Source organism: Sphingomonas sandaracina, from assembly GCF_036663695.1.
Lineage (GTDB): Bacteria > Pseudomonadota > Alphaproteobacteria > Sphingomonadales > Sphingomonadaceae > Sphingomonas.
The window spans coordinates 467,136-486,798 of sequence record NZ_JAXOJK010000003.1 but is presented as its reverse complement, the minus strand read 5'-3'; the positions used below and the strand labels follow the sequence as shown (position 1 = coordinate 486,798).

The window sequence follows — 19,663 nt, the reverse complement described above, 5'->3', positions numbered from 1 at the left end:
TCTGGATCATTGCGAGGGTCAGGTCGGTTTTTGGAAAGATCCCGGCAGTCTCGCTCCCCAAGCAACAAAGCATTTACCGTTCACGCGCTACCTCGATGGGACGATAGATCGGGAGCAGGTATGAATGGAGCTCATCTAGGGGCAACGCTGCTCGTTTTGGCGGGTTGTGCGCCTGGCAGCGCTTCTGCGATCAATCCGTCCGACGATCTGCACTGCGCTGTCGTGATTCGGACGTTGGAGAGAAACGCTGATCAGCTTGGAGCCAGCCCCACCGCCAAGAAGGGGCTCTATGTGCTTCAGACGTGGTACTTCTCAAAGATAAAACGCGAACGCCTCGAAGAGGCTCGAGGTGTTCTGGAGGCAACGAAAAAGTACCCGGCAGAAGTATCTTCTGTCGGTCAAAAGTGCTCGGATCGAGCGTTCAGTGATCCCAGCTTTACGCGCTGGATGTCGGTCGCTTCCGACGATTACGATCGAAAGGCGATGCGGTGAATCGCTACCGATGACGATCAATAAACGAATGCGAATTTTCGCATCAGCCGTTGCCAGCGGATGTTTTGTCATAGCTACCGTGCTTGCAGGCGGTGGACAGCCGGTGACATCCGAATGGATCTTTCCTGGCCTGGTGATGCTGCTGAATGGCTGGGGCATGATGTTCAATTTGCTGACGCTTGGCAGCGGGCGCGAAGCTGAGGCGTTCACGGTCAATTATCCGAACGATGGCGATGGGCCCGACCGTCCAATGTCGCCGCGCCGAACGACTGTCACGCTTGCATTATTTTGGGTCAACGGCGCGGCGTTGCTCGCAACCGCGACCCAATGACATCTTCCCCTGTCGCGCGATCCAACGAGTTTTGGAAAGCCGCGCGATTTCCCAGTCGCTGATCCCTCGCGAGCAAGCCAGATCGGACAAAAACGCCCATTCCCAGACATCTGGCATTTACTATGGCTTGCCTGCTAGCCGCCGTTCGTTCAGCATAACCCGATGGACCTCCAAGGCAATACACTTCGAAATGTCTACTTGACCATATCGCTGGCATGGATGGTGGTATTGGCACCATTAGTTTGGCTCGGAATTGGTTTCGGAGGGCTCGAAGCGTTTATAAAACCAGATAATGACTTAGCTAGGCTGGTTGGCGGCGCATTTGTAGGCTTGCCTATCCTCGTCTTGTTCCTGTGGATTGCTGATACAGTGAGACGAAGAACACGGCGTTGATGCAGGTGTAGTAATCGCCATCTGCCTTCCCATAAGCGGCCTGTCCGCTTTCCTTCCCATTCCGGCTATTCCGCTTACGCCCAATGTCAGACGTCACGTCATGTTGCGGCGTTACCCGAAAGCGGCCGTTCGCAAGGCTGCTCAGGCGCGCCCTGTTGGTGACCAGCCTTCCTATTCGGTTGCCGATCAACGCTCCTTACCCTGAGCGTTCCTCTCAGCGTTCGGGTCGTCTTCTCAACATCGCCGGTTACGATCATCCCGAACTCACAAAGGCTTATGTCCGCGCTGGATGCTGGTTGAATGACTTCTTCGGCAATCTTGCAACTTTGGCACTCAGGATCGAAAATCACACCGTAAAGGCCGGTTTTTCCCTCAATGCGGGCCAACGGACCGTCGTCACCATAGTGAACTATTTGGACGGGTTGCCGGCTCAGCCAAGAACCTACCTCCGGCAGGCTATCAGCGCGTCGGCATGCATATAGCGATGACACGGCGACGGATGCCCACAAGGCGGCTGGCTTGAACTTCATTCTCAGAGGTTTGCAGAACAGGACTATTCAAGCAATGACCGCTTTCCGACCTCCAACACCCAAAGCAGTCAGTCCGCTTTCCTTCCCATCCCGGCCATTCCGCCTGCGCCCAAACGCGGAGGTAGCTGGCCTGGTTCGCTGATCCGAACAGCGGACATGACCGACGCGGTGATACCGAAACGAGCACAAATCGATTGTTGCGCTGCAACATATATCAAGTCATTTTGAGGGAATGAGATCTCGCAAACCCATCAACGCCTTCGAAAGAAGGCTGGACAGATGGTTGACGCAGTCCGGGTTCATGCGACTCTTGCTTTGGCTATCTGCCCTTCTCAGCATCATACTGGCGGTAAAATTATATCATGGCGTTCCAGGTACGCGCCATATTCCGTCTGTTCTAAGCATCTTGTACGCAACCGGCGCATTGGCGGTCTCGCGCCATATGGGAAAGGTCGAACGTCCTTCGATCGCAACATGGCTGGCCGGCGTGTCGTTCCTGCTCCCCCTCCTGATCTACGTTGCGCAATTCACCGGCCTATGGGACGTGCTCGCGAAGCTCGCGCATTCCCGCTGATACGCGGTTGCACCGGGAACGGCTGCGTTCGGACCGTGCGGCGGACATCGACTACGCGAACCTTCGCCTGTCTCGACGAGATCGACGCAAGCCAACGCCCGCGCCAAGCCCAGCAGCGCTACGCTGTCGAACGCGCCATCGCGATCCTCGCCGCCAGGCTCTTGCGGCCACCACATGGCGAAGCATTGCGCCCCCACATCACCGCGTGGGCACAGGCTCCGCGCCCGAATAATCGTAGAACCCGCGCTTGGTCTTCCGCCCGAACCACCCGGCCTCGACATATTTCACCAGCACCGGCGCCGGCCGGAACTTCGGATCGCCCGTGCCCTCGAACAAGACCCGCGTAATCTCGAGGCACGTGTCGAGCCCGATGAAATCGGCCAGCGTCAGCGGCCCCATCGGATGGTTCAGCCCCAGCTGGCACGCCAGGTCGATGTCGCGCACGCTCGCCACGCCTTCGCCCAGCGCGAAGCACGCCTCGTTGATCATCGGCATCAGCACGCGGTTGACGATGAAGCCCGGCGCATCGTTCGCATGCACCACCTGCTTGCCGAGCGTCTCCGCATACGCCTCGACCGCCGCCACCGTGGCGTCCGACGTTGCGAGGCCGCGGATCAGTTCGATCGGCCGCATCACCGGCACCGGATTGAAGAAATGCACCCCCATGAACCGCGCCGGATCGGGCGCCGCCTGCGCGAGGCGCGTGATCGGGATCGACGACGTGTTCGACGCCAGGATCGCGTCGGGGCCCAGCACTTTGCCGACCTCGGCGAAGATCGCGCGCTTGACGGCTTCGCGCTCGGTCGCCGCCTCGACGACGATCGCGCAGTCGCCCATGTCGGCTACGCTTGCGACCGGCTCGATTCCCGCCAGCGCCGCGTCGCGCGCCTCGCCCGCGATCTTCTCCTTCTCGACCAGCCGGGCGAGCGCCTTGGCGATCCCCGCCTTGCCCTTTTCCGCCGCTTCCAGCGACACGTCGGCCAGCAGCACGCGGTAGCCCGCCTGTGCCGACACCTGCGCGATGCCCGCGCCCATCTGCCCCGCGCCGATCACGCCGATCGTTTGCCCAGCCATATCCGTCTCCATCGTTGTTGGCGCCGTTCCTACCCGCTTTTACGCGCGCGACCAGTCCCGATCGCAGTCCAGACCCATCCGCGTGGCACCAGCGCGGGTGCGGTGCGTTGTCGGCGCATCATCGTCAGGAATCCCATCACCATGATCGACACCATCGCCGAACTCGACCGCGTCCGCGACGACTGCAAACGCCTCGTCACGAACCGCTCGATGCTATCGGCGGGCGCCGCCGTGGTGCCGATCCCCGGCGCGGATCTGATCGCCGACATCGGCCTGCTGACCAAGCTCCTGCCGCAGATCAGCACGCGCTTCGGCCTCGATCACGATCAGGTGCAAAAGCTCGAACCCCATCTCGCGCAACAGGCGCTCGTGATGGCGTCCAGCCTGGGCAACACGATGATCGGCCGGATGGTGACGAAGCGGATCGTCGCGTCGCTGTTGCGGCGGATCGGTGCGCGGGTCGCTGCCGGGTCGATCGCCAAGTTCGTGCCGTTCGCGGGGTCGGCGGTCGCCGCGACGATCAGCTTCGGCGCGATGAAGCTGATCGGCAATTCGCATATCGAGGATTGCTACAAGACCGCGCTGGCGCTGCTCCCCGCCGATCAGCGGGCGATCGCGGCAGGCGCCGGCAAAGGCTGAACCATGATCGGCGCCGCTGAGGGCTGATGCACCAGCGTCCACCCTGGCGGCAAATAGTCGGTCGACATGTAATAATAGAACAGGCATGTCCCGTTCTTCGCATACGTCCCGCCCTTGACGATCCCCAGCGCCGCCGTGCCGTCGAACACAGGTGCGCCGCTATCACCGCCTCGGCATGTGGGCCCCTCCACCGCCACCCAGGTCGGTAGGCACGCGCCGCCGCACAGGTCCCCAGCGGGCGCGAAATCGACCATCGCGATCAGTGCGCAGCTATAGCCGGTCCGCTCGCCGCGATGACACACGAAGTCGCCCGCGCGCGTGCTCGTGCGGTACCGCCAGGTCACGACCGGGCGGGCCAGCATCTTGGCGGTATCGGCATAGAATAGCGGCCCCAGCGGACCGGTCGCGCCGTTCACCTGCACGTCCTGATAGCCCCACCCCCATTGTCCGACGAAGGTCAGCGGCCAGTCGCGGCGGGCGGCATCGACATAGGCGAGCGTATCCGGGCAATGCGCCGCGGTCGCCACGCCGTAACGCGCACCGTCGGTCACCACGAACCCGGTCGTGCACGCATAGCGCTTGCCGTCCACCGCGCCGATGACCCGCCCTCCGCCCCTGACCGGTTCGCTTCCGATCGCACCAGCCGTTTCGTCGGGCAAAGTGCCCACCACGTTTTGCGCCATGTTCTGGGCCGGCTGGTCTAGCACATCGATCCGCACGGGCACGCCGGTCATCGCCGCGATCCGCTGGCGCAGCGTGCCGTCGCGATTGAGATCCGCATCGCCCGACGAGATCGCCACGACCAGTTCGCCGGTCCGCTGGTCGACCCCCATGCCGGGCGGATGCGGCAACGATTCCCGGATCTTCGCCTGATATTTCGACAGTGCGGCGATCAGTGCGTCGCGCGTCGCGCCGGCGCCGGTGCGGAAGACGATCGGCATGACGATCCCGCCCGCCACGATCGTGCGGTCCGGCACCGGATCGGTCCCGGTCAGCAGCACGACGATACGGTAAGCCGGCTGATGCTCGATCGCGATGCCCGCCCAGCGATCGGCGAAACTCGTCCGCAGCGCATCGGTCGTCGGCACGCTGTCCGCCTGCGCCCGCAACCGGTGCATCGCGGTGTCGAGAGGCACGCCGAACCGCTGCGCGTACACCGCCGCATCCTGCATCGCCGCGTCGACGGGCAATTGCACGCCTGGCGTGACCGGCGTGACCGGCGCGCCTTGCACAACTGGCGAGACCAACACGGCCTGTTCGGCCGCAGCCGACGTACCAAACAACGACAATGCCGCGCAGGCTGCCGTCCACCATTCCCACCTTCTGCCCATGGACGACGCGATTCCGGTCTTGGAGTTTAGGGTTTGCGCATGGACCTTACGGCCTGAACCGGCGCTGTCGGTCCGCGACGGCACCGAGGCTTAGGTCGCGTGCGCTGCGCCCGGCGATGCCGCCCCGTCGGTCCGCAGGAATCCTGCCGACAGCACGTGGTACAGCCGCTCCTTCGACACCGCCTGCGCGACGAAATCCGCGATCAGCGCGGACGCGACGAGGGGCATCATCAGCCCGCGGCTGGCGGTCGTCTCGGAGATGATGATGACCGCGGTCAGCGGCGCGCGGACGACGCCGGTGAAATACGCGACCATCCCCAGCAGGACGATCGCGCCGGGTGGATAATCGGGGAAGACGCTGCGCAGCATGTCGCCGATCCCCGCCCCGACCGACAGCGACGGCGCGAAGATCCCGCCCGGCATGCCCGACACCGCGGTCGCGAGCGTCGTCGTGAACTTGGCCGCACCGAACCAGTGCGGCACGTCGCCACCGGTGATGATCCCGCGCGCGGCGCCGTATCCCGTGCCCCAGGTCAGCCCGCTCGCAACGCCGATGACCGCCACGACCATGCCGAGCCCACCGGCGAACAGCGTCGGATGCGCGCGCAACCATGCCACCGGCGCCAAGCGCGTCCGCCCGGTCGCGATCACCGACCGCGAAAACAGCGCACCCGCCAGTCCCCCCAGGATACCCGCGACGGGTGCCGCAAGCAGGGTCTCGCGGACGGTCAACGTCTGCCGCATCACGCCGAAATACACGTAATCCCCCGACAGTCCGAGGCTGACCATGCCCGCGATCAGCACCGCGGTCATCACCAACAGAGTCATCCGCTGTTCGTATGCGGCGGCGAGTTCCTCGATCGCGAAGGCGACGCCGGCCAGCGGCGTGTTGAACGCGGCGGCGACGCCCGCCGCGCCACCGGCGATGAACACCGATGCGCGCAGCGGGATCGCCATCACGCGGTGCGCATAGCCCATGATCGACGCGGCGACCTGTACCGTCGGCCCCTCGCGCCCGGTCGACGCACCTACGAACAACGTCCCGATCGTCAGCACCAGCTTGACGATGACCGTCCTGGCGGAGACCAGCCCGGTCATCGCATGATCGGGATCGCGCGTCGCTGCCATGACCTGCGGGATCCCCGATCCGCGCGCTGCCGGTGCGATACACAGCGTGATCCACGCGATCGCCGCATACCCTATCGGCGTCATCAGCAGCGGTGCCCACCACCAGCGCGCGACGATATCCGTGAAGGCCTCGCCCGCGCGATCCGCCGCTGCGGCAAACCCTAGCGCGACGACGCCGATCATGATCGCCCCGCCGAGGATCGCGACGCGCCGCCGCCAGACGACCGCGCTCGGCGCGTGCCGCTGCAACAGGATCCGCACGCGCGTCTTGGTCGTGCGCTTCATGCCCGCCCCCCGACCGACGCAGGGGCGGGCGCGGGAACCGGGTGGGCGGGGGCGATCATGCTGGTCATGCATCGGCTTATGCCCCGCAGACGACGGCGCGTCACCCTGGCGAGACGGAAAGGCCTTGCGGACCTGCACATATTTGCGAGCGCACGTCGTACCCGCATGCCCGTCCGCACGCGTTCGGACAGCCTTGTCGCCTGCGAACCGGTGCCGATTTTAGGCGATGCTTAACGCTCTCTGGAGCATAGCATCCTTACAAGGAGTCATGGTCGTGTCGCTGAACGAATCGAGTTTTGAAGCGGTTGCCCTGAGCGACCTCGAGAGCATGAGCGCGAGCCGGCGCGATGCCCTGCCGTTCGGGGTGGTCGGGTTCGCTGCGGATACGGTCGTGCAGGTCTACAACGCGGCCGAGGCGCGCATGGCGGGGCTCGATCCCGGCGCGGTCATCGGCGTGCCGTTCTTCGACGCCGTCGGACAGTGCATGAACAATTTCATGGTCGCCCAGCGGTTCGAGGACGAGCCCGAGATCGATGACATCATCCCCTATGTCCTGACGTTGCGGATGCGGCCGACCCGGGTCCGGTTGCGCATGCTCGCGAGTGCTGGAATGCCGCGCCGCTATATCCTCATCGAACGGTGAAACCGCGATGATGTGCGACACGTCCAGCGAGGAACAGCTGCTCGAATTCCTGTATGCCTGCCCCGTCGGGCTGATCGAATGCGATGCGACCGGCGAAATCGGGTTGATGAACCCGCACGCGATGCAGCATCTGTTGCCGCTCGCGGGGCCGCGCGATCCCGGCAACCTGTTCGCGGCATTCGAACAGCACGCGCCCGAGTTGCGCAGCATCGCCGCTGCCTATGCGCCCGCGACCGGGCGTATCTGCGACGGTCATCGCATCTTCGTCGACCTCGGCACCCGGCGGCATGTGGCGCCGCCGAAGGTGCTGGCCTGTACGCTGGTGAAACTGGGGCCGAACCGCCTGATGGCAACGTTGTCGGATATCAGCCAGCAGGTCGTTCAGGAGGAGCGGCTGCGCCAGGCGAATACCTGGTTTGCGACGCTGCTGGACGGGGTGAGCGACTATGCCGCCCTGACGATCACGCCGAGCGGCAGGATCATATCGGCCGACGCCTGCTTCACGCGCCAGACCGGGCATGCCTGTGCCGACGTGCTGGGACGCGATCTCGCGCATATCCTGGACACCGACACGCCCGGTGGCGACCTGCGGCTCGACGAGCAGCTGGTGATCGCCGCGCGCGAAGGATGGTATCTGCAGGAAGGGTGGCAGCAGCGTGCTAACGGCGAACGCTATTGGTGTCAGCGCCTCGTCGTCGCGCGATCGGGCCCCGACGACGACTGCCCATCCAGTTTCTCGGTCGTCCTGCGCGACGTTCCGCGCGGCGGCGAACCCGCCGAGGACATGCGCCGGCTGCTGACTACCGATCATCTGACCGGGGCGTCTAACCGGCGGTATTTCGGCCAGGTGATGGAGCGCGAGCAGACCCACTGGCGCGAATTGCGGCAATCCCTGTCGCTGGTCGTGATGGATCTCGATCACTTCAAGACGGTCAACGACACCTATGGCCATCCGGTCGGCGATACCCTTTTGTGCCGCGTTACGGACGCCTGCAAACTGCTGCTGCCGCCGTGCGGGATCTTCGCGCGACTGGGAGGCGAGGAGTTCGGCGTCCTCCTGCCGCGCTACGATAGCGACCAGGCGGTGCTTCTTGCCGAGCAGATACGCACGGCGATCGCCGCGCTCGAGGTGGAAACACCGAGTGGGCCGTTGACCGTCACCGCGAGCCTTGGATGCGCGACGCTCGATGAGGCCGATGGTTCGATCGATACGCTCATCGCGCTTGCCGACAAGCGCCTTTACGCCGCCAAGCGTGCCGGACGAAACCGGGTGTGCCACCGCCAGGCCTGCGCCGCGTGACGCTGTCCGTAGTGGCGCCCGAATTATCGCCCGTGTTGCAGCGCCCGGCGGCGCACCGCATCGCCTGCGCCGTGGTCGCAGCCGAACTGCGCCGCCTGCGCGATACCGACGACCGGCACGCTGCTCCCCGGACCTTGGCATGCGGGGACTGGCTGGACTCGACGCCGATCGCCGACGACGGGCTCGGACTGGATTCGATGGAACAGCTGGGTGCGCTCGGTGCCCTGGCCGAGACGTTCGACCTCGATGACAGCGTGCTGAGCCATGAACCGCCGCGCACCGTGGGGGCCTGGGTCGACTGGATCATGCACGCGCACGCCGCGGGCGACGGACGGATGACGGTGGCCACGTCCGGTTCGACCGGCAGCCCGCGCCCCTGCGTCCACGCCATCGCCGACCTGCTCGACGAGGCCGCGTTCCTTGCGACGCGGTTCGCGGATCGGCGCAGGGTCATCGCGCTGGTACCGGCGCATCATCTGTACGGGATCGTCTGGACCGGCCTGCTTCCCGACGCGCTGGGCGTTCCGGTCGTCGTGCGCACGATCGGCGCATCGTTGGGCCTTGATCCGGGTGATCTCGTCGTCGCGGTCCCCGATCAGTGGCAGGCCCTGAGCCGTATCATCCGCCGTTTCCCGGACGATGTCGTCGGCGTCAGCTCGGCGGGATCGTTGGACGATGGCGTGGCGGCGGGGCTGCTTGCCGCCGGGCTGGCGCGACTGGTCGATGTCTATGGCGCCTCGGAGACGGGGGGCATCGCCATGCGGGACGTGCCCGCGACCGGGTATGATCTGCTGCCCCGCTGGCACCTGCGGCCGAACGGCGCAGGCGATCTGCAACTCGTCGACCGCGACGGCCGGTATTTCGACCTGCCCGATCATGTCGAACGCATCGGCGACCGCGCGCTGCGGCCGATCGGCAGACGCGACGGGGCGGTGCAGGTCGCCGGACACAATGTCTGGCCGGAACGCGTCGCACGGGCCCTTCGCGCCGTCGACGGCGTCGCCGACGCCGCGGTACGACTGCATGCCAACGGGCGGTTGAAGGCGTTCGTCGTGCCGGGCGATGGTCAGGACATCGTGCTGCTGTCGGCGCGTATCGACCGGGTCGTCACCCCTCGCCTGACCGACCCCGAACGCCCACGCAGCTTTCGCTTCGGGCCGATTTTGCCGCGCAACGCCATGGGAAAACTGGAAGACTGGGCATGATGCACGCACCGATCCCGGCGGCCGATACCGCCCGCGCCACACCCGTGGCCGGACCGGCCGCCTGCCAGGGGTGCCGGACGGGCGCCCCGCTGCGCACGGCGATCACGATGGCGTTCCAGCCGATCGTCGATATCCATACCGGGTCCGTCTTCGCCTACGAGGCGCTGGTCCGCGGGACGGAGGGTCAGTCGGCGGGCCAAGTGCTTGCCGGCATCGAGCCCGACATGATCTACAAGTTCGATCAGGCGTGCCGGGTGAAGGCGATCGAACTGGCGGGCACGCTCTTCGCCCCCGACGACGGTGTGAAACTGTCGATCAACTTCATGCCCAACGCCGTCTACGAACCGAACGCCTGTATCCGTGCATCGCTGTCGGCGGCTCGCCGCGTCGGGTTCGACCCCGGCCGGCTGATGTTCGAGTTCACCGAGAACGAGCAGATGGTCGACGTCGTGCATGTCCGGCACATCATCGAAGCCTATCAGGCGCGCGGTTTCACCACGGCGATCGACGATTTCGGCGCGGGGTACGCCGGGCTCGGCCTGCTCGCGGACCTGCGGCCGGACATGCTGAAGCTCGACATGGCGTTGATCCGCGGCGTCGACAGCTCGGCGTCGCGCAGGACGATCGTCGCGAGCGTGGTTCGCATGGCCGACGAACTCGGCATCCGCTGCATCGCAGAGGGAATCGAGACCGCGGCGGAATTGCAGACGCTGCGCGAGATCGGCCTGCGCCTCTGCCAAGGATATCTGATCGCGCGTCCCGCGGTCGAGGCCCTGCCCTCCTTCGCGCTCGCCGACTCCCCGCTGGCGGCGTGACGAACGCACCCGCACGTCAGCCGCGCCGTTTCTGACATATAGCAAACTATCCAGGAGATGGGCTAAAGCCCGCCGATGCATCCAGACCTCTCGTCAAGCACCTCGCAACGCACGCTTTTGCCAGGTGCGGGCGTGCCATCGATCGTGCCCGCCCCGGCGCTGCGGCCGGCCGAGCCGTACGCACGCGACGAATTGCTGCACGAGCTGTTCGACGCCACGCGCGCCGCGCACCCGTATGCTACCGCGCTGCGGCTGATCGGTGCGGACGAGGAACATGACCGCAAGATCCGCTGGACCTATACCGATCTGGCGACGCGCAGCCTGGCGCTCGCGCACCGCCTCCGCGCAATGGGGATCGGCCGCGGCGACCGCGTCGTGCTGTGCCTGCCGCGCGGGCTCGATCAATATATGGCGATCCTCGGCGTGCTGCGCGCCGGCGCTGCCTATGTGCCCGTCGACTGGGGCTATCCGCAGGACCGCATCGACTTCATTGTCGAGGACAGCGAAGCCGCGCTGACGATCACCGTCGCCAGCCGGGTCGCCGATCTGAAGGGCAAGACGCTCGCACTCGACGCCGCGATGGGCGACCTCGCCGCGGAACCGGTCGAACCGATCGGCCGCGACGTGACGCACAGCAACCCGCAGGACCTCGCCTACATCATCTACACGTCGGGCACGACCGGGCGGCCGAAGGGCGTGATGATCTCGCACACCAATGCGTGCCACCTCGTACGCTCCGAAAGCGCGATCCTCGATCTCAACCCCGACGACGTCGTGTTCGGCGGGTTCAGCCTCGCCTTCGACATGTCGGTCGAGACGATGTGGAGCGCGTTCTTCGTCGGCGCCGTCGTGCTCGTCGCGACCGAGGCGCTGGCGACCAGCGGGCCCGACGTGGCGATCGCGCTGGCCGAGGCGGGTACGACGATCTGGCACGTCGTCCCCTCGCTGATCGCGCTCGTCGAGCATCCCGTTCCGACGCTGCGCCTGCTCAACATGGGCGGCGAGGCGTGCCCCGCCGACCTGCCGCGCAGGCTCGCGCGTCCCGGATTGCGGCTGCTCAATACCTATGGCCCGACCGAGACGTCGGTCACCGCGACCTGGACCGAAGTCTTTCCCGGCCAGCGCATCACGATCGGCAAGCCGCTGCCCGGTTACACAGCCTGGATCGTCGACGAGCATATGCAGCCGGTCCCCGACGGGCAGGAAGGCGAACTCGTGATCGGCGGCCCCGGCGTCGGCGTCGGCTACGTCAACCGCCCCGACCTGACCGCCGAGAAGTTCATCATGACGCCGTTCGACGGGCCGTCGGGCGCGCCTGAGCGGATCTACCGCTCCGGCGATCTCGTGAAGCTCGACGCCGCGGGTGACATCGATTTCGTCGGCCGCATCGACACGCAGGTGAAGATCCGCGGCTTCCGCGTCGAACTCGCCGAGATCGAGGCGGTGATCGGCGAATGGCCGGGCGTCGCGCAGACCGTCGTCCAGCTCTTCACCGACGACGACGGCTCCGAATTTCTCGCCGCATTCCTGATCGCACGCCCCGCCGAAGAAATCGACCTTGTCGGCCTCAAGACCCGCGTCGCCGAGCGCTTGCCCAACTATATGCGCCCGGCGGGCTACCAGATCCTGTCGCATCTGCCGACGCTGCCGGCTTCGGGCAAGGTCGACCGCAAGGCGCTGGTCAAGCCCGAGATCACCGTCACGTCGGACCGCGAGATGGTGCCGCCCGCGACGCCGCTGGAGGAAAGCCTCCACCGCGTCTGGACCGACGCGTTCGCACCGCAGCCGGTTTCCGTACTCGACGACCTGTTCGAGGATCTCGGTGGCCATTCGCTGAAGGCCGCACGCCTCGTATCGGCAGCGCGCAAGGTGCGCGGCCTAGAAGGCCTGTCGCTCGAAGACGTCTACGCCGCGCCCACCATTCGCGCCCTGGCGCTCCGGATCGGCGGCACCACGCCGGTCGCGATCCTCGACGAGACCAGTTTCCACCATATCGCGCCGTGGAAGCGCCGGCTGTGCGTCGCCGCGCAGACGCTCGCGCTGCTGCCGATCTACACGCTGGCGGGGCTCCAGTGGTTCTCGCCCTATCTCGCCTACACGCATCTCGCCGGCGACATGCCGCGGGTCGATGCACTGATCCTCAGCGGGCTGTTCTTCACGGTCGTGCCGATTGCGTCGATGTTCCTGTCGATCGTGCTCAAATGGCTGATCGTCGGGCGGTTCAAGGCAGGCGATTACCCACTCTGGGGCAGCTATTATTTCCGCTGGTGGCTGGTCCGCCGGATCATCGGCGTCACCGCGACGCCGTATCTTGCCGGCACGCCGATGATCCGCGGCTATTACCGGATGCTCGGCGCGACAATCGGCGAACGCGTGCATATCGGCACCGGGATCATCGACACCGCCGACCTGCTCCACGCCGACGACGATGCGATCATCAGCGACCAGTCGGTGCTGTCGACCAGCTCGGTCGAGCGCGGGTTGCTGCGGCTCGGCACGGTCAAACTCGGCAAGGGCGCGTTCGTCGGGTCGATGGCGGTGGTCGGCCGCAACGCCGCGCTCGGCGACGATGCGATGCTCGACGACCTGTCCGCACTGCCCGCCGATACGACGATCCCCGCCGGCCAGCGCTGGGCTGGCTCCCCCGCTGCGCATGACGGCGATGCGCCCCGCCGCCCTGCTATCCCGGCCCCGCGCCGCGCCGGCCCGTCGATCGGCCTGCTGCTGTGCGCGCTGATCCTGCCGCTGGTCGCGATCCTGCCGATCGCGCCCGGCCTGATCGCACTGATGGAGCTCGACTGGGCGACCAGCGGCTATGCCTATGTCGCGGTCGCGCCGCTGCTCGCGGTCACCTATGTCGTGATGATGTGCGTGCTGACCGTAGCGGCCAAGCGCCTGATCCTCGGCCGCGTCGCACCCGCGGTCTATGCGCTCAACAGCGGGTTCTACGTCCGCTACTGGTTCGTCCAGCAGATTAACGACCTCGCGCTACGCCTGCTCCACCCGATCTTCGCGACGTTGTACGTGGTGCCGTGGTACCGCGCGCTCGGCGTAAAGGTCGGCCGCCGCGCGGAAATCTCGACCGCCAGCGCGATCGTCCCCGACCTCGTCGAGATCGGCGAGGAGAGCTTCATCGCCGATTCGGTGATCTTCGGCGCAGCGCGGATCGGCCACGGCACGATCGAACTCGCGCATACCAAGATAGGCCGCCGCAGCTTCATCGGCAATTCCGCGCTGCTGCCGAGCGGCACGCAGATCGGCGACGAGGTGTTGGTCGGCGTTCTCTCGAAGCCACCGGCAGACCCGGCGCTCGCCACCGAGCCCGGCAGCACCTGGTTCGGGTCGCCCGCGATCAAGCTGCCGGTACGACAGGTCAACACGATGTTCGACGAGGGCGCACGGTTCAATCCGTCGCGCGCACTAATCGCCACGCGCCTGTCGATCGAGGCGGTCCGCACCACCTTGTCGCTGACCGCGTTCCTGGTGTTCTTCAGTCTGTTGCTCTCGGTGGTCGGCGACCTCGACGATCTCGACCATGGCGGGCTGGTGATCGCGGCCACCTTCCCGTTCCTCTATGTCGGCTTCTGCCTCGCCTGCGGCATCTTCGTGCTTGCGCTCAAATGGCTCGTCGTCGGCCGCTACAAGGTGACCACCGCGCCGCTGTGGAGCCCCTTCGTCTGGCGCACCGAACTCGTCACCGCGACCTACGAGAACCTCGCCGTCGCGAACCTGCTCGAACCGTTGCGCGGAACGCCGTGGATCGGCGTGTACCTCCGCCTGATGGGCGCGCGGATCGGCAAGCGCTGCTACATCGACACCACCGACCTGACCGAGCACGACCTGATCGACATCGGCGACGACGTCGCGCTCAACGATTTCGCGGGCCTGCAGACGCACCTGTTCGAGGACCGCGTGATGAAGGTCGGCGCGATCCGCGTCGGCGACCGCGCGACGATCGGCTCACTCGCGATCGTACTGTACGATGCGGAGATCGGCGCGGACGCACAACTCGGCGACCTGTCCGTGGTCATGAAGGGCGAAACGCTCCCCGACGGCACGAGCTGGGACGGGAGTCCCGCACGGATCGCCGTCGCCACGTGACGCCGATCTGGCACGATGGCCCGCTCTCCGAACTTGCTTGGGACGGGCAGTCGCCAGTGGCGTGGAGCGTTGCCGAGACCGGACCGTACGCCGCCGGGCTGCCCGGCGATGCGCGAGCGATCCGGCACGGCGAAGCCTGCGCCCTCATCCGCAAACTGGCCGGCGGGTCGTGCGATGTTCGACTGACCCACAGCCCCGCCGGCGCGCCAATCGTTGCAGCTCCCAACGGCTGGTATCTCGGCCTGTCAAGCCGCGGCGCGCGCGCCCTGATCGGCGTCGCGCGCGATCCGATCGCAGTCGACCGTGAAGTCGTCGACGCTCACCCCCCGCTCTGGGACATGCTCACCCCGACCGAAGCCGACGCCCTCCGCCGCCTGCCCGCCCCCGCCCAGCCCCACGCGTGGCTCCGGCGCTGGACCATCAAGGAGGCACACGCCAAGCTCATCGGCGAACCCCGCCGCATCCGCCCCGAGACAATCGAAACCGTCGTGACCGACGCGACCCACGCCACCGCGACCTTCGAAGGCACATCGCGCTGCTGGAGCCGTGCCACCAACGACGCGATCGAGACCATCGCGCAGTGGAGCCCGCAATGAGCAGAATCCTGACCCGCCGCTACGAGGAACAGGACCGCGCCGCCGTCCTCGCGATCTTCGACTCCAACCTCCCCGACTATTTCGGCGCAGGCGACCGCGAATGGCTGGAGGAGACGCTCGACGACCCCGACGGCCCCGCGTTCGTGGTCGACGTCGACGGCATCCCCAGCGCATTCGGCGGCTATGAGATCTGGGAGCATTACAACAAGGCGCTGCTTTTCTGGGGCATGGCCGCGCGCGCCCATCACGGCTCCGGCCTCGGCAAGCTGTTGCTGTTCGAACGCCTGCTCCACGTCGCTACCAGCGCCGAACCCGCCACGCGCTACGTCACCGTCGATACCTCCCCACAGGTCTCGCCCTTCTTCCTGCATTGCGGCTTCGAACTCACCAGCATCTGGCCCGCCGGCTACCGCTCCGGCATGGACATGCACGAACTTCGCTTCGATCTCGCGCGCACCTCGCTCAAAAGCCTCGAACAAAGCCGTGATGCCGCCCTTCGCCTCGCAGAGGCGCGTGTTGGGAACGTCAGCACACGCAGGCCGACCACATCATTGTGATCCCGTCCACCAGCACGGCTTGATATCGCCGGAATGAATACGGCAATGAAGCTGGCGCAATTCGCGCACGGCATTGACTGATCCACAGCAATCAAAATGAACTTATTTGGCCGCGAAACGACTTTCCATCATGTTTTTCTTGGATTAAAGACCCCGATTGCCCGCCATGTGGTTGAATACGTTGCCGATGCTCGCTAATGGGGCATTGGACAATGGAGTGTAGCATGGCCGAAGATACAACAGACCTTAATGCGGTCGAGCTCGCAACCGAACTGACGATCGCATGGCTCGGCAACCCGAACACGCGTAGTTCGGCCGAAGATGTCCCTGCATTCTTGGGCAAGATGCACGAGACGGTCTCTACCCTGCTCGACGGCACGACCGATGCCGCACCGACCGAAACCGCGACCGAATACACGCCGGCAGTCACCGCGCGCAAATCGCTCGCGTCGAAGGATCACATCATCTCGATGATCGACGGCAAGTCTTACAAGACGTTGCGTCGCCATCTCGCGACCCACGGCATGACGCCCGCCGAATATCGCGAACGCTACGGCCTGAAGCCCGACTATCCGATGGTCGCCGAGAATTATTCGGAGAGCCGCCGCGCGATGGCCAAGAAGATCGGCTTGGGCCGCAAACCCGGCGCACGCAAGGCCGAAGCGGCGCCCGCACCGGCCGCCGCCCGTAAGCGCAAGACCGACACTGCCGGCGCCGGCGCCGAGTAACCGCCGCAATCAGCGGCGGCGTCGTTCGACGCCGACAGTCATGACTAAGGCCCGGCATCTCGCGATGTCGGGCCTTAGTCATGTCACGTGGCGCCTTTCCCCGATCAGCGGTGCACGATTACTCGTCCGCACGTACCGGTCCCCGCTTATTTGCCGAACACGCCCCGCCGATAGAGCAATGTGATCGCAACGCGCCGGTTACGGGGATCGGCGCGATCCTTGACGATCAGCGGTTCGCGGTCGGCAACGCCTTCGATCCGTTCGAACCGCGTCTCGGGCGTACCGCCTAGCAACAGCCGGCGGCGAGTCGCCTCGGCACGACCCGACGACAGCATCCAGTTGTTCATCGCGCGCGGGTCGCCATACGGCACGCTGTCGGTATGGCCGCGGATCATGATCGAGTTCTGCGTCCCCTCGATCGATTTCGCGATCATCCCGATCAGGTCGCCCGCCTGCTGATCAAGCGCGGTCGTGCCCAGTGCGAACATCGAATAATCCGCATCGTCGACCAGGTCGATCCGCAGGCCGTCCTGCGTGGGCACGAAACGGACGTGGCTCGCCAGCCGCGACAGCTTGGGCGAGGCGGCGATCTGGCTCAGCACGCGCTTGCGCATCGATTCGAAGTTCTTGCGATCCTCGCTGGCGAGCGCCCGGCGGTTCTTGATCTTGCCCTGCTCGCCGGTACCGGTCGACGCGCCGCCCTTGCCCGCATCGGGAACCGCGATCTGCGGCATGTTCGTCTGGCCCGCCTTGGATCCGATCTTGTTCTTGTCGAGGATCGATTCGCCGCCGAACAGCGCGCCGCCGCCGATCCCGAGCGATCGCGTATCGAGCAGCGTCGGCGCGAAGTAATCGGCGATTCCCTTGCGCTGTTTCTCGGTGGTCGCACCCAGGATCCAGAGCAGCAGGAAGAACGCCATCATCGCGGTCACGAAATCGGCATAGGCCACTTTCCAGGCGCCGCCGTGATGGCCGCCATGCCCTTCGATATAGACCTTCTTGTAGATGATCTTGGGCGGCTGGTTGATGCCGTGCGGGGCGCGGGCCATGTCGGATCGTGCCTTACTTGCCGCGCAGGCCGTCGAAGACTTCGGCGAAGCCCGGCTGATTCTTGTGCGCGATGCCCGAGCGCGCGGCCTCGATCACCAGCGGCTGGGGATGACCATGCAGCGAGGCGATGATGATCTGCTTGACCACGCCGTAGATCGCCGCGTCGGCGTCCAGCACCTGCTTCAGCCGGTTGGCGAGCGGCGCGACCATGCCGTATGCCAGCAGCACGCCCATGAACGTGCCGACCAGCGCCGATCCGATCATCGAGCCGAGGATCGACGGCGGCTTGTCGATCGATCCCATCGTCTTCACCACGCCCAGCACGGCCGCGACGATGCCGAGCGCAGGCAGCGCATCGGCAAGGCTGGTCAGCGTGCCATGCGCGCTTTCCTCCTCGTGATGATGCGTCTTGATGGACTGGTCCATCACCTCCTCGACCGCGTGGACGTCGAGCGTGCCCGACGACACGACGACCAGCCGCAACGTGTCGGCGATCAGGTTGATGAGCGCCTTGTCCTTCAACAGCTTGGGATATTCCGCAAACACCGCCGACGACTGCGGGTCCTCGACATGCGGCTCCAGAGCGATCGGCCCGTCCATCCGCAGCATCTTCATCAGCTTGCTGACCAGGAAGATGACGTCGAGAAAGTCCTGCTTCTTGTATTTTGGGCCCTTGAAGACCTTGCCGAGTCCGGCGCCGAGCGCCTTCAGTTCCTTACCCGAATTGCCGATGATCAGCGCGCCGGCAGCGGCGCCGCCGATGATCAGCATCTCGTGCGGAATCGCCTCCAGGACGGGGCCGAGCGCGCCGCCGGTGAACGCGAATCCGCCGAACACCATGACGAGAAGGACGACGATGCCGATGACCGGAAACATGGTGCTGAAAATTCCCTCTGGGCCGACGATGGCGAATACTTAGCCAGAGAGTTAACCGGATTTCGTAGCCATCCGGTTACCGGACACGCAGATCAGCGAAGATAATCGAACAAGGACAACCCCGACAGCTTGGTGAAGCTCGCCTGCGTGGCCGACAGGATGGTCATCGTCTTCTGCAGTTCGATGACTGTGCTGGTGATATCGGTATCCTCGAGCCCCGATCGCGTCGCCTCGCGGTCCGCCGCGACGTCGGTCAGCCGCGAACTCTCCAGATCGACTCGCACCGCGCGCGCGCCGAGCGACGCCTGTACGGTCGACACCTGATCGGACGCCGCGCTGATATCGGCCAGCGACGTGTCGAGCGAGCTTGCCTTGAAATCGTCCGATTGCAGCGCAGTCGCGATCGCCGACAGCATCGCCAGCGTGTTGGTGCCGCCGTCGATACTGCCATCGGCCTTGGTCTTGCCGCCGACCGTAAAGATTCGCGCGGCGGTCTCGTTCGCCTGCACGCTCTGGCCGTCGCCGATCGGGATCCCCGACACCGGCTTTGCCGCAAGCGCATAGCTGCCATCGGTCGCGACTGCCGCCGCGCCGTCCGCGCCGCCGAACAGCGCCTGTCCGCGCGCATCCTTGGCGTTGGCGATGTTGGTCAGCGAGGCGACGATCCCGGCGATCTGCGCGCCGATCGCCTTGCGATCCAGTGCGCTGAGCGTCCCGTTCTTCGCCTGCGTCACCAGCGTCGTCGCGCTCTGCAACTGGTCCGACATCGCGCTGAGACTGGTATCGCCCTGCTTCAGGATCGATTCGGCAGTGCCCAGGTTCGCGGCATAGGCCTTGTCGTTCGCGGTATCGCGCGCCAGTCCGGCCAGCCGCTGATACGCGACGCTGTCCTGCGACGGCGCGGAAAACCGCTTGGTGGTCGCAATCTGGGTCTGCAGCGCGTCCGCCTTGCTGGCGAGCGACGTCATGGTCGCCGCCGACCGGTCGTAAAAGAGGCTCGTCGAGATCTGCATGG

19 protein-coding genes are annotated in these 19,663 nt (G+C 65.7%); 13 read left to right on the top strand and 6 right to left on the bottom strand.

Going from position 1 to position 19,663, the window contains the following annotated elements:
* Positions 1-120: 120 nt before the first annotated feature.
* The 4 genes from U1707_RS11725 (at position 121) to U1707_RS11710 (ending at position 2,320) form a co-directional block, all read left to right on the top strand.
* A complete protein-coding gene (locus U1707_RS11725; protein ID WP_332800240.1) occupies positions 121-492 on the top strand; it encodes a hypothetical protein in 372 nt (123 codons plus the stop codon).
* A gap of 10 nt (positions 493-502) precedes the next feature.
* Positions 503-823: a hypothetical protein gene (locus U1707_RS11720; RefSeq protein WP_332800239.1), complete on the top strand. Its 321-nt coding sequence runs from the start codon at positions 503-505 to the stop codon at positions 821-823.
* A 548-nt stretch (positions 824-1,371) separates the two neighbouring features.
* Positions 1,372-1,698, top strand: a complete 327-nt coding sequence (locus tag U1707_RS11715; RefSeq protein ID WP_332800238.1) for a hypothetical protein — start codon at positions 1,372-1,374, stop codon at positions 1,696-1,698.
* 490 nt (positions 1,699-2,188) lie between these two features.
* Entirely contained in the window at positions 2,189-2,320 is a 132-nt protein-coding gene (locus U1707_RS11710) for a hypothetical protein (protein WP_332800237.1), read from the top strand.
* A gap of 198 nt (positions 2,321-2,518) precedes the next feature.
* On the opposite strand, the gene U1707_RS11705 is transcribed toward U1707_RS11710, so the two are convergent.
* Positions 2,519-3,394: a 3-hydroxyacyl-CoA dehydrogenase NAD-binding domain-containing protein gene (locus U1707_RS11705; protein WP_332800236.1), complete on the bottom strand. Its 876-nt coding sequence runs from the start codon at positions 3,392-3,394 to the stop codon at positions 2,519-2,521.
* A gap of 141 nt (positions 3,395-3,535) precedes the next feature.
* Between U1707_RS11705 and U1707_RS11700 the strand changes: the two genes are divergently transcribed.
* Entirely contained in the window at positions 3,536-4,033 is a 498-nt protein-coding gene (locus tag U1707_RS11700; RefSeq protein ID WP_332800235.1) for a hypothetical protein, read from the top strand.
* On the opposite strand, the gene U1707_RS11695 is transcribed toward U1707_RS11700, so the two are convergent.
* Both U1707_RS11695 and U1707_RS11690 read right to left on the bottom strand, forming a co-directional pair.
* Entirely contained in the window at positions 3,997-5,364 is a 1,368-nt protein-coding gene (locus tag U1707_RS11695; protein WP_332800234.1) for a chymotrypsin family serine protease, read from the bottom strand. The two genes, U1707_RS11700 and U1707_RS11695, sit on opposite strands and share 37 nt — an antisense overlap.
* A 90-nt stretch (positions 5,365-5,454) precedes the next feature.
* Positions 5,455-6,777: a chloride channel protein gene (locus tag U1707_RS11690; protein ID WP_332800233.1), complete on the bottom strand. Its 1,323-nt coding sequence runs from the start codon at positions 6,775-6,777 to the stop codon at positions 5,455-5,457.
* Positions 6,778-7,045: 268 nt separating this feature from the next.
* Here U1707_RS11690 and U1707_RS11685 point away from each other — a divergent pair, with 268 nt between their 5' ends.
* The 8 genes from U1707_RS11685 to U1707_RS11650 all read left to right on the top strand — a co-directional run bounded on the left by U1707_RS11685 (position 7,046) and on the right by U1707_RS11650 (position 16,722).
* The gene (locus U1707_RS11685) at positions 7,046-7,420 is read left to right on the top strand and encodes a PAS domain-containing protein (RefSeq protein ID WP_332800232.1); all 375 of its coding nucleotides are present in this window, start codon (positions 7,046-7,048) and stop codon (positions 7,418-7,420) included.
* Positions 7,421-7,427: 7 nt separating this feature from the next.
* Positions 7,428-8,720, top strand: a complete 1,293-nt coding sequence (locus U1707_RS11680) for a sensor domain-containing diguanylate cyclase (RefSeq protein WP_332800231.1) — start codon at positions 7,428-7,430, stop codon at positions 8,718-8,720.
* Entirely contained in the window at positions 8,717-9,925 is a 1,209-nt protein-coding gene (locus tag U1707_RS11675) for an acyl-CoA synthetase (RefSeq protein WP_332800230.1), read from the top strand. Before U1707_RS11680 ends, U1707_RS11675 begins: the two co-directional genes overlap by 4 nt.
* The gene (locus tag U1707_RS11670) at positions 9,922-10,740 is read left to right on the top strand and encodes an EAL domain-containing protein (protein ID WP_332800229.1); all 819 of its coding nucleotides are present in this window, start codon (positions 9,922-9,924) and stop codon (positions 10,738-10,740) included. The genes U1707_RS11675 and U1707_RS11670 overlap by 4 nt, the downstream gene beginning before the upstream one ends.
* 132 nt (positions 10,741-10,872) lie before the next feature.
* Positions 10,873-14,841 (top strand): Pls/PosA family non-ribosomal peptide synthetase, encoded by a 3,969-nt coding sequence (locus U1707_RS11665; protein WP_332800228.1) that lies wholly within the window; start codon positions 10,873-10,875, stop codon positions 14,839-14,841.
* On the top strand, positions 14,838-15,437 hold the full coding sequence (locus U1707_RS11660; protein ID WP_332800227.1) for a 4'-phosphopantetheinyl transferase family protein: 600 nt from the start codon (positions 14,838-14,840) through the stop codon (positions 15,435-15,437). The genes U1707_RS11665 and U1707_RS11660 overlap by 4 nt, the downstream gene beginning before the upstream one ends.
* The gene (locus U1707_RS11655; RefSeq protein WP_332800226.1) at positions 15,434-15,994 is read left to right on the top strand and encodes a GNAT family N-acetyltransferase; all 561 of its coding nucleotides are present in this window, start codon (positions 15,434-15,436) and stop codon (positions 15,992-15,994) included. Before U1707_RS11660 ends, U1707_RS11655 begins: the two co-directional genes overlap by 4 nt.
* A gap of 224 nt (positions 15,995-16,218) precedes the next feature.
* Positions 16,219-16,722, top strand: coding sequence for a Ros/MucR family transcriptional regulator (locus U1707_RS11650; RefSeq protein WP_332800225.1), 504 nt, complete (start codon positions 16,219-16,221; stop codon positions 16,720-16,722).
* 146 nt (positions 16,723-16,868) lie between these two features.
* On the opposite strand, the gene U1707_RS11645 is transcribed toward U1707_RS11650, so the two are convergent.
* The 3 genes from U1707_RS11645 to U1707_RS11635 all read right to left on the bottom strand — a co-directional run bounded on the left by U1707_RS11645 (position 16,869) and on the right by U1707_RS11635 (position 19,661).
* Positions 16,869-17,771, bottom strand: coding sequence for a flagellar motor protein MotB (locus tag U1707_RS11645; RefSeq protein WP_332800224.1), 903 nt, complete (start codon positions 17,769-17,771; stop codon positions 16,869-16,871).
* Between the two features lie 13 nt (positions 17,772-17,784).
* Positions 17,785-18,648 (bottom strand): flagellar motor stator protein MotA, encoded by an 864-nt coding sequence (gene motA / locus U1707_RS11640; RefSeq protein ID WP_332800223.1) that lies wholly within the window; start codon positions 18,646-18,648, stop codon positions 17,785-17,787.
* Positions 18,649-18,740: 92 nt separating this feature from the next.
* The gene (locus U1707_RS11635) at positions 18,741-19,661 is read right to left on the bottom strand and encodes a flagellin N-terminal helical domain-containing protein (RefSeq protein WP_332800222.1); all 921 of its coding nucleotides are present in this window, start codon (positions 19,659-19,661) and stop codon (positions 18,741-18,743) included.
* Between the last annotated feature and the right edge of the window lie 2 nt (positions 19,662-19,663).

Bases quoted from the DNA above. Each gene is read 5' to 3' on its own strand.
- U1707_RS11725 (WP_332800240.1), top strand. From the start codon at position 121: ATGAATGGAGCTCATCTAGGGGCAACGCTGCTCGTTTTGGCGGGTTGT.
- U1707_RS11720 (WP_332800239.1), top strand. From the start codon at position 503: ATGACGATCAATAAACGAATGCGAATTTTCGCATCAGCCGTTGCCAGC.
- U1707_RS11710 (WP_332800237.1), top strand. From the start codon at position 2,189: ATGGGAAAGGTCGAACGTCCTTCGATCGCAACATGGCTGGCCGGCGTG.
- U1707_RS11705 (WP_332800236.1), bottom strand. From the start codon at position 3,394: ATGGCTGGGCAAACGATCGGCGTGATCGGCGCGGGGCAGATGGGCGCG.
- U1707_RS11700 (WP_332800235.1), top strand. From the start codon at position 3,536: ATGATCGACACCATCGCCGAACTCGACCGCGTCCGCGACGACTGCAAA.
- U1707_RS11695 (WP_332800234.1), bottom strand. From the start codon at position 5,364: ATGGGCAGAAGGTGGGAATGGTGGACGGCAGCCTGCGCGGCATTGTCG.
- U1707_RS11690 (WP_332800233.1), bottom strand. From the start codon at position 6,777: ATGAAGCGCACGACCAAGACGCGCGTGCGGATCCTGTTGCAGCGGCAC.
- U1707_RS11685 (WP_332800232.1), top strand. From the start codon at position 7,046: ATGGTCGTGTCGCTGAACGAATCGAGTTTTGAAGCGGTTGCCCTGAGC.
- U1707_RS11680 (WP_332800231.1), top strand. From the start codon at position 7,428: ATGATGTGCGACACGTCCAGCGAGGAACAGCTGCTCGAATTCCTGTAT.
- U1707_RS11670 (WP_332800229.1), top strand. From the start codon at position 9,922: ATGATGCACGCACCGATCCCGGCGGCCGATACCGCCCGCGCCACACCC.
- U1707_RS11655 (WP_332800226.1), top strand. From the start codon at position 15,434: ATGAGCAGAATCCTGACCCGCCGCTACGAGGAACAGGACCGCGCCGCC.
- U1707_RS11650 (WP_332800225.1), top strand. From the start codon at position 16,219: ATGGCCGAAGATACAACAGACCTTAATGCGGTCGAGCTCGCAACCGAA.
- U1707_RS11645 (WP_332800224.1), bottom strand. From the start codon at position 17,771: ATGGCCCGCGCCCCGCACGGCATCAACCAGCCGCCCAAGATCATCTAC.
- motA (WP_332800223.1), bottom strand. From the start codon at position 18,648: ATGTTTCCGGTCATCGGCATCGTCGTCCTTCTCGTCATGGTGTTCGGC.
- U1707_RS11635 (WP_332800222.1), bottom strand. From the start codon at position 19,661: ATGCAGATCTCGACGAGCCTCTTTTACGACCGGTCGGCGGCGACCATG.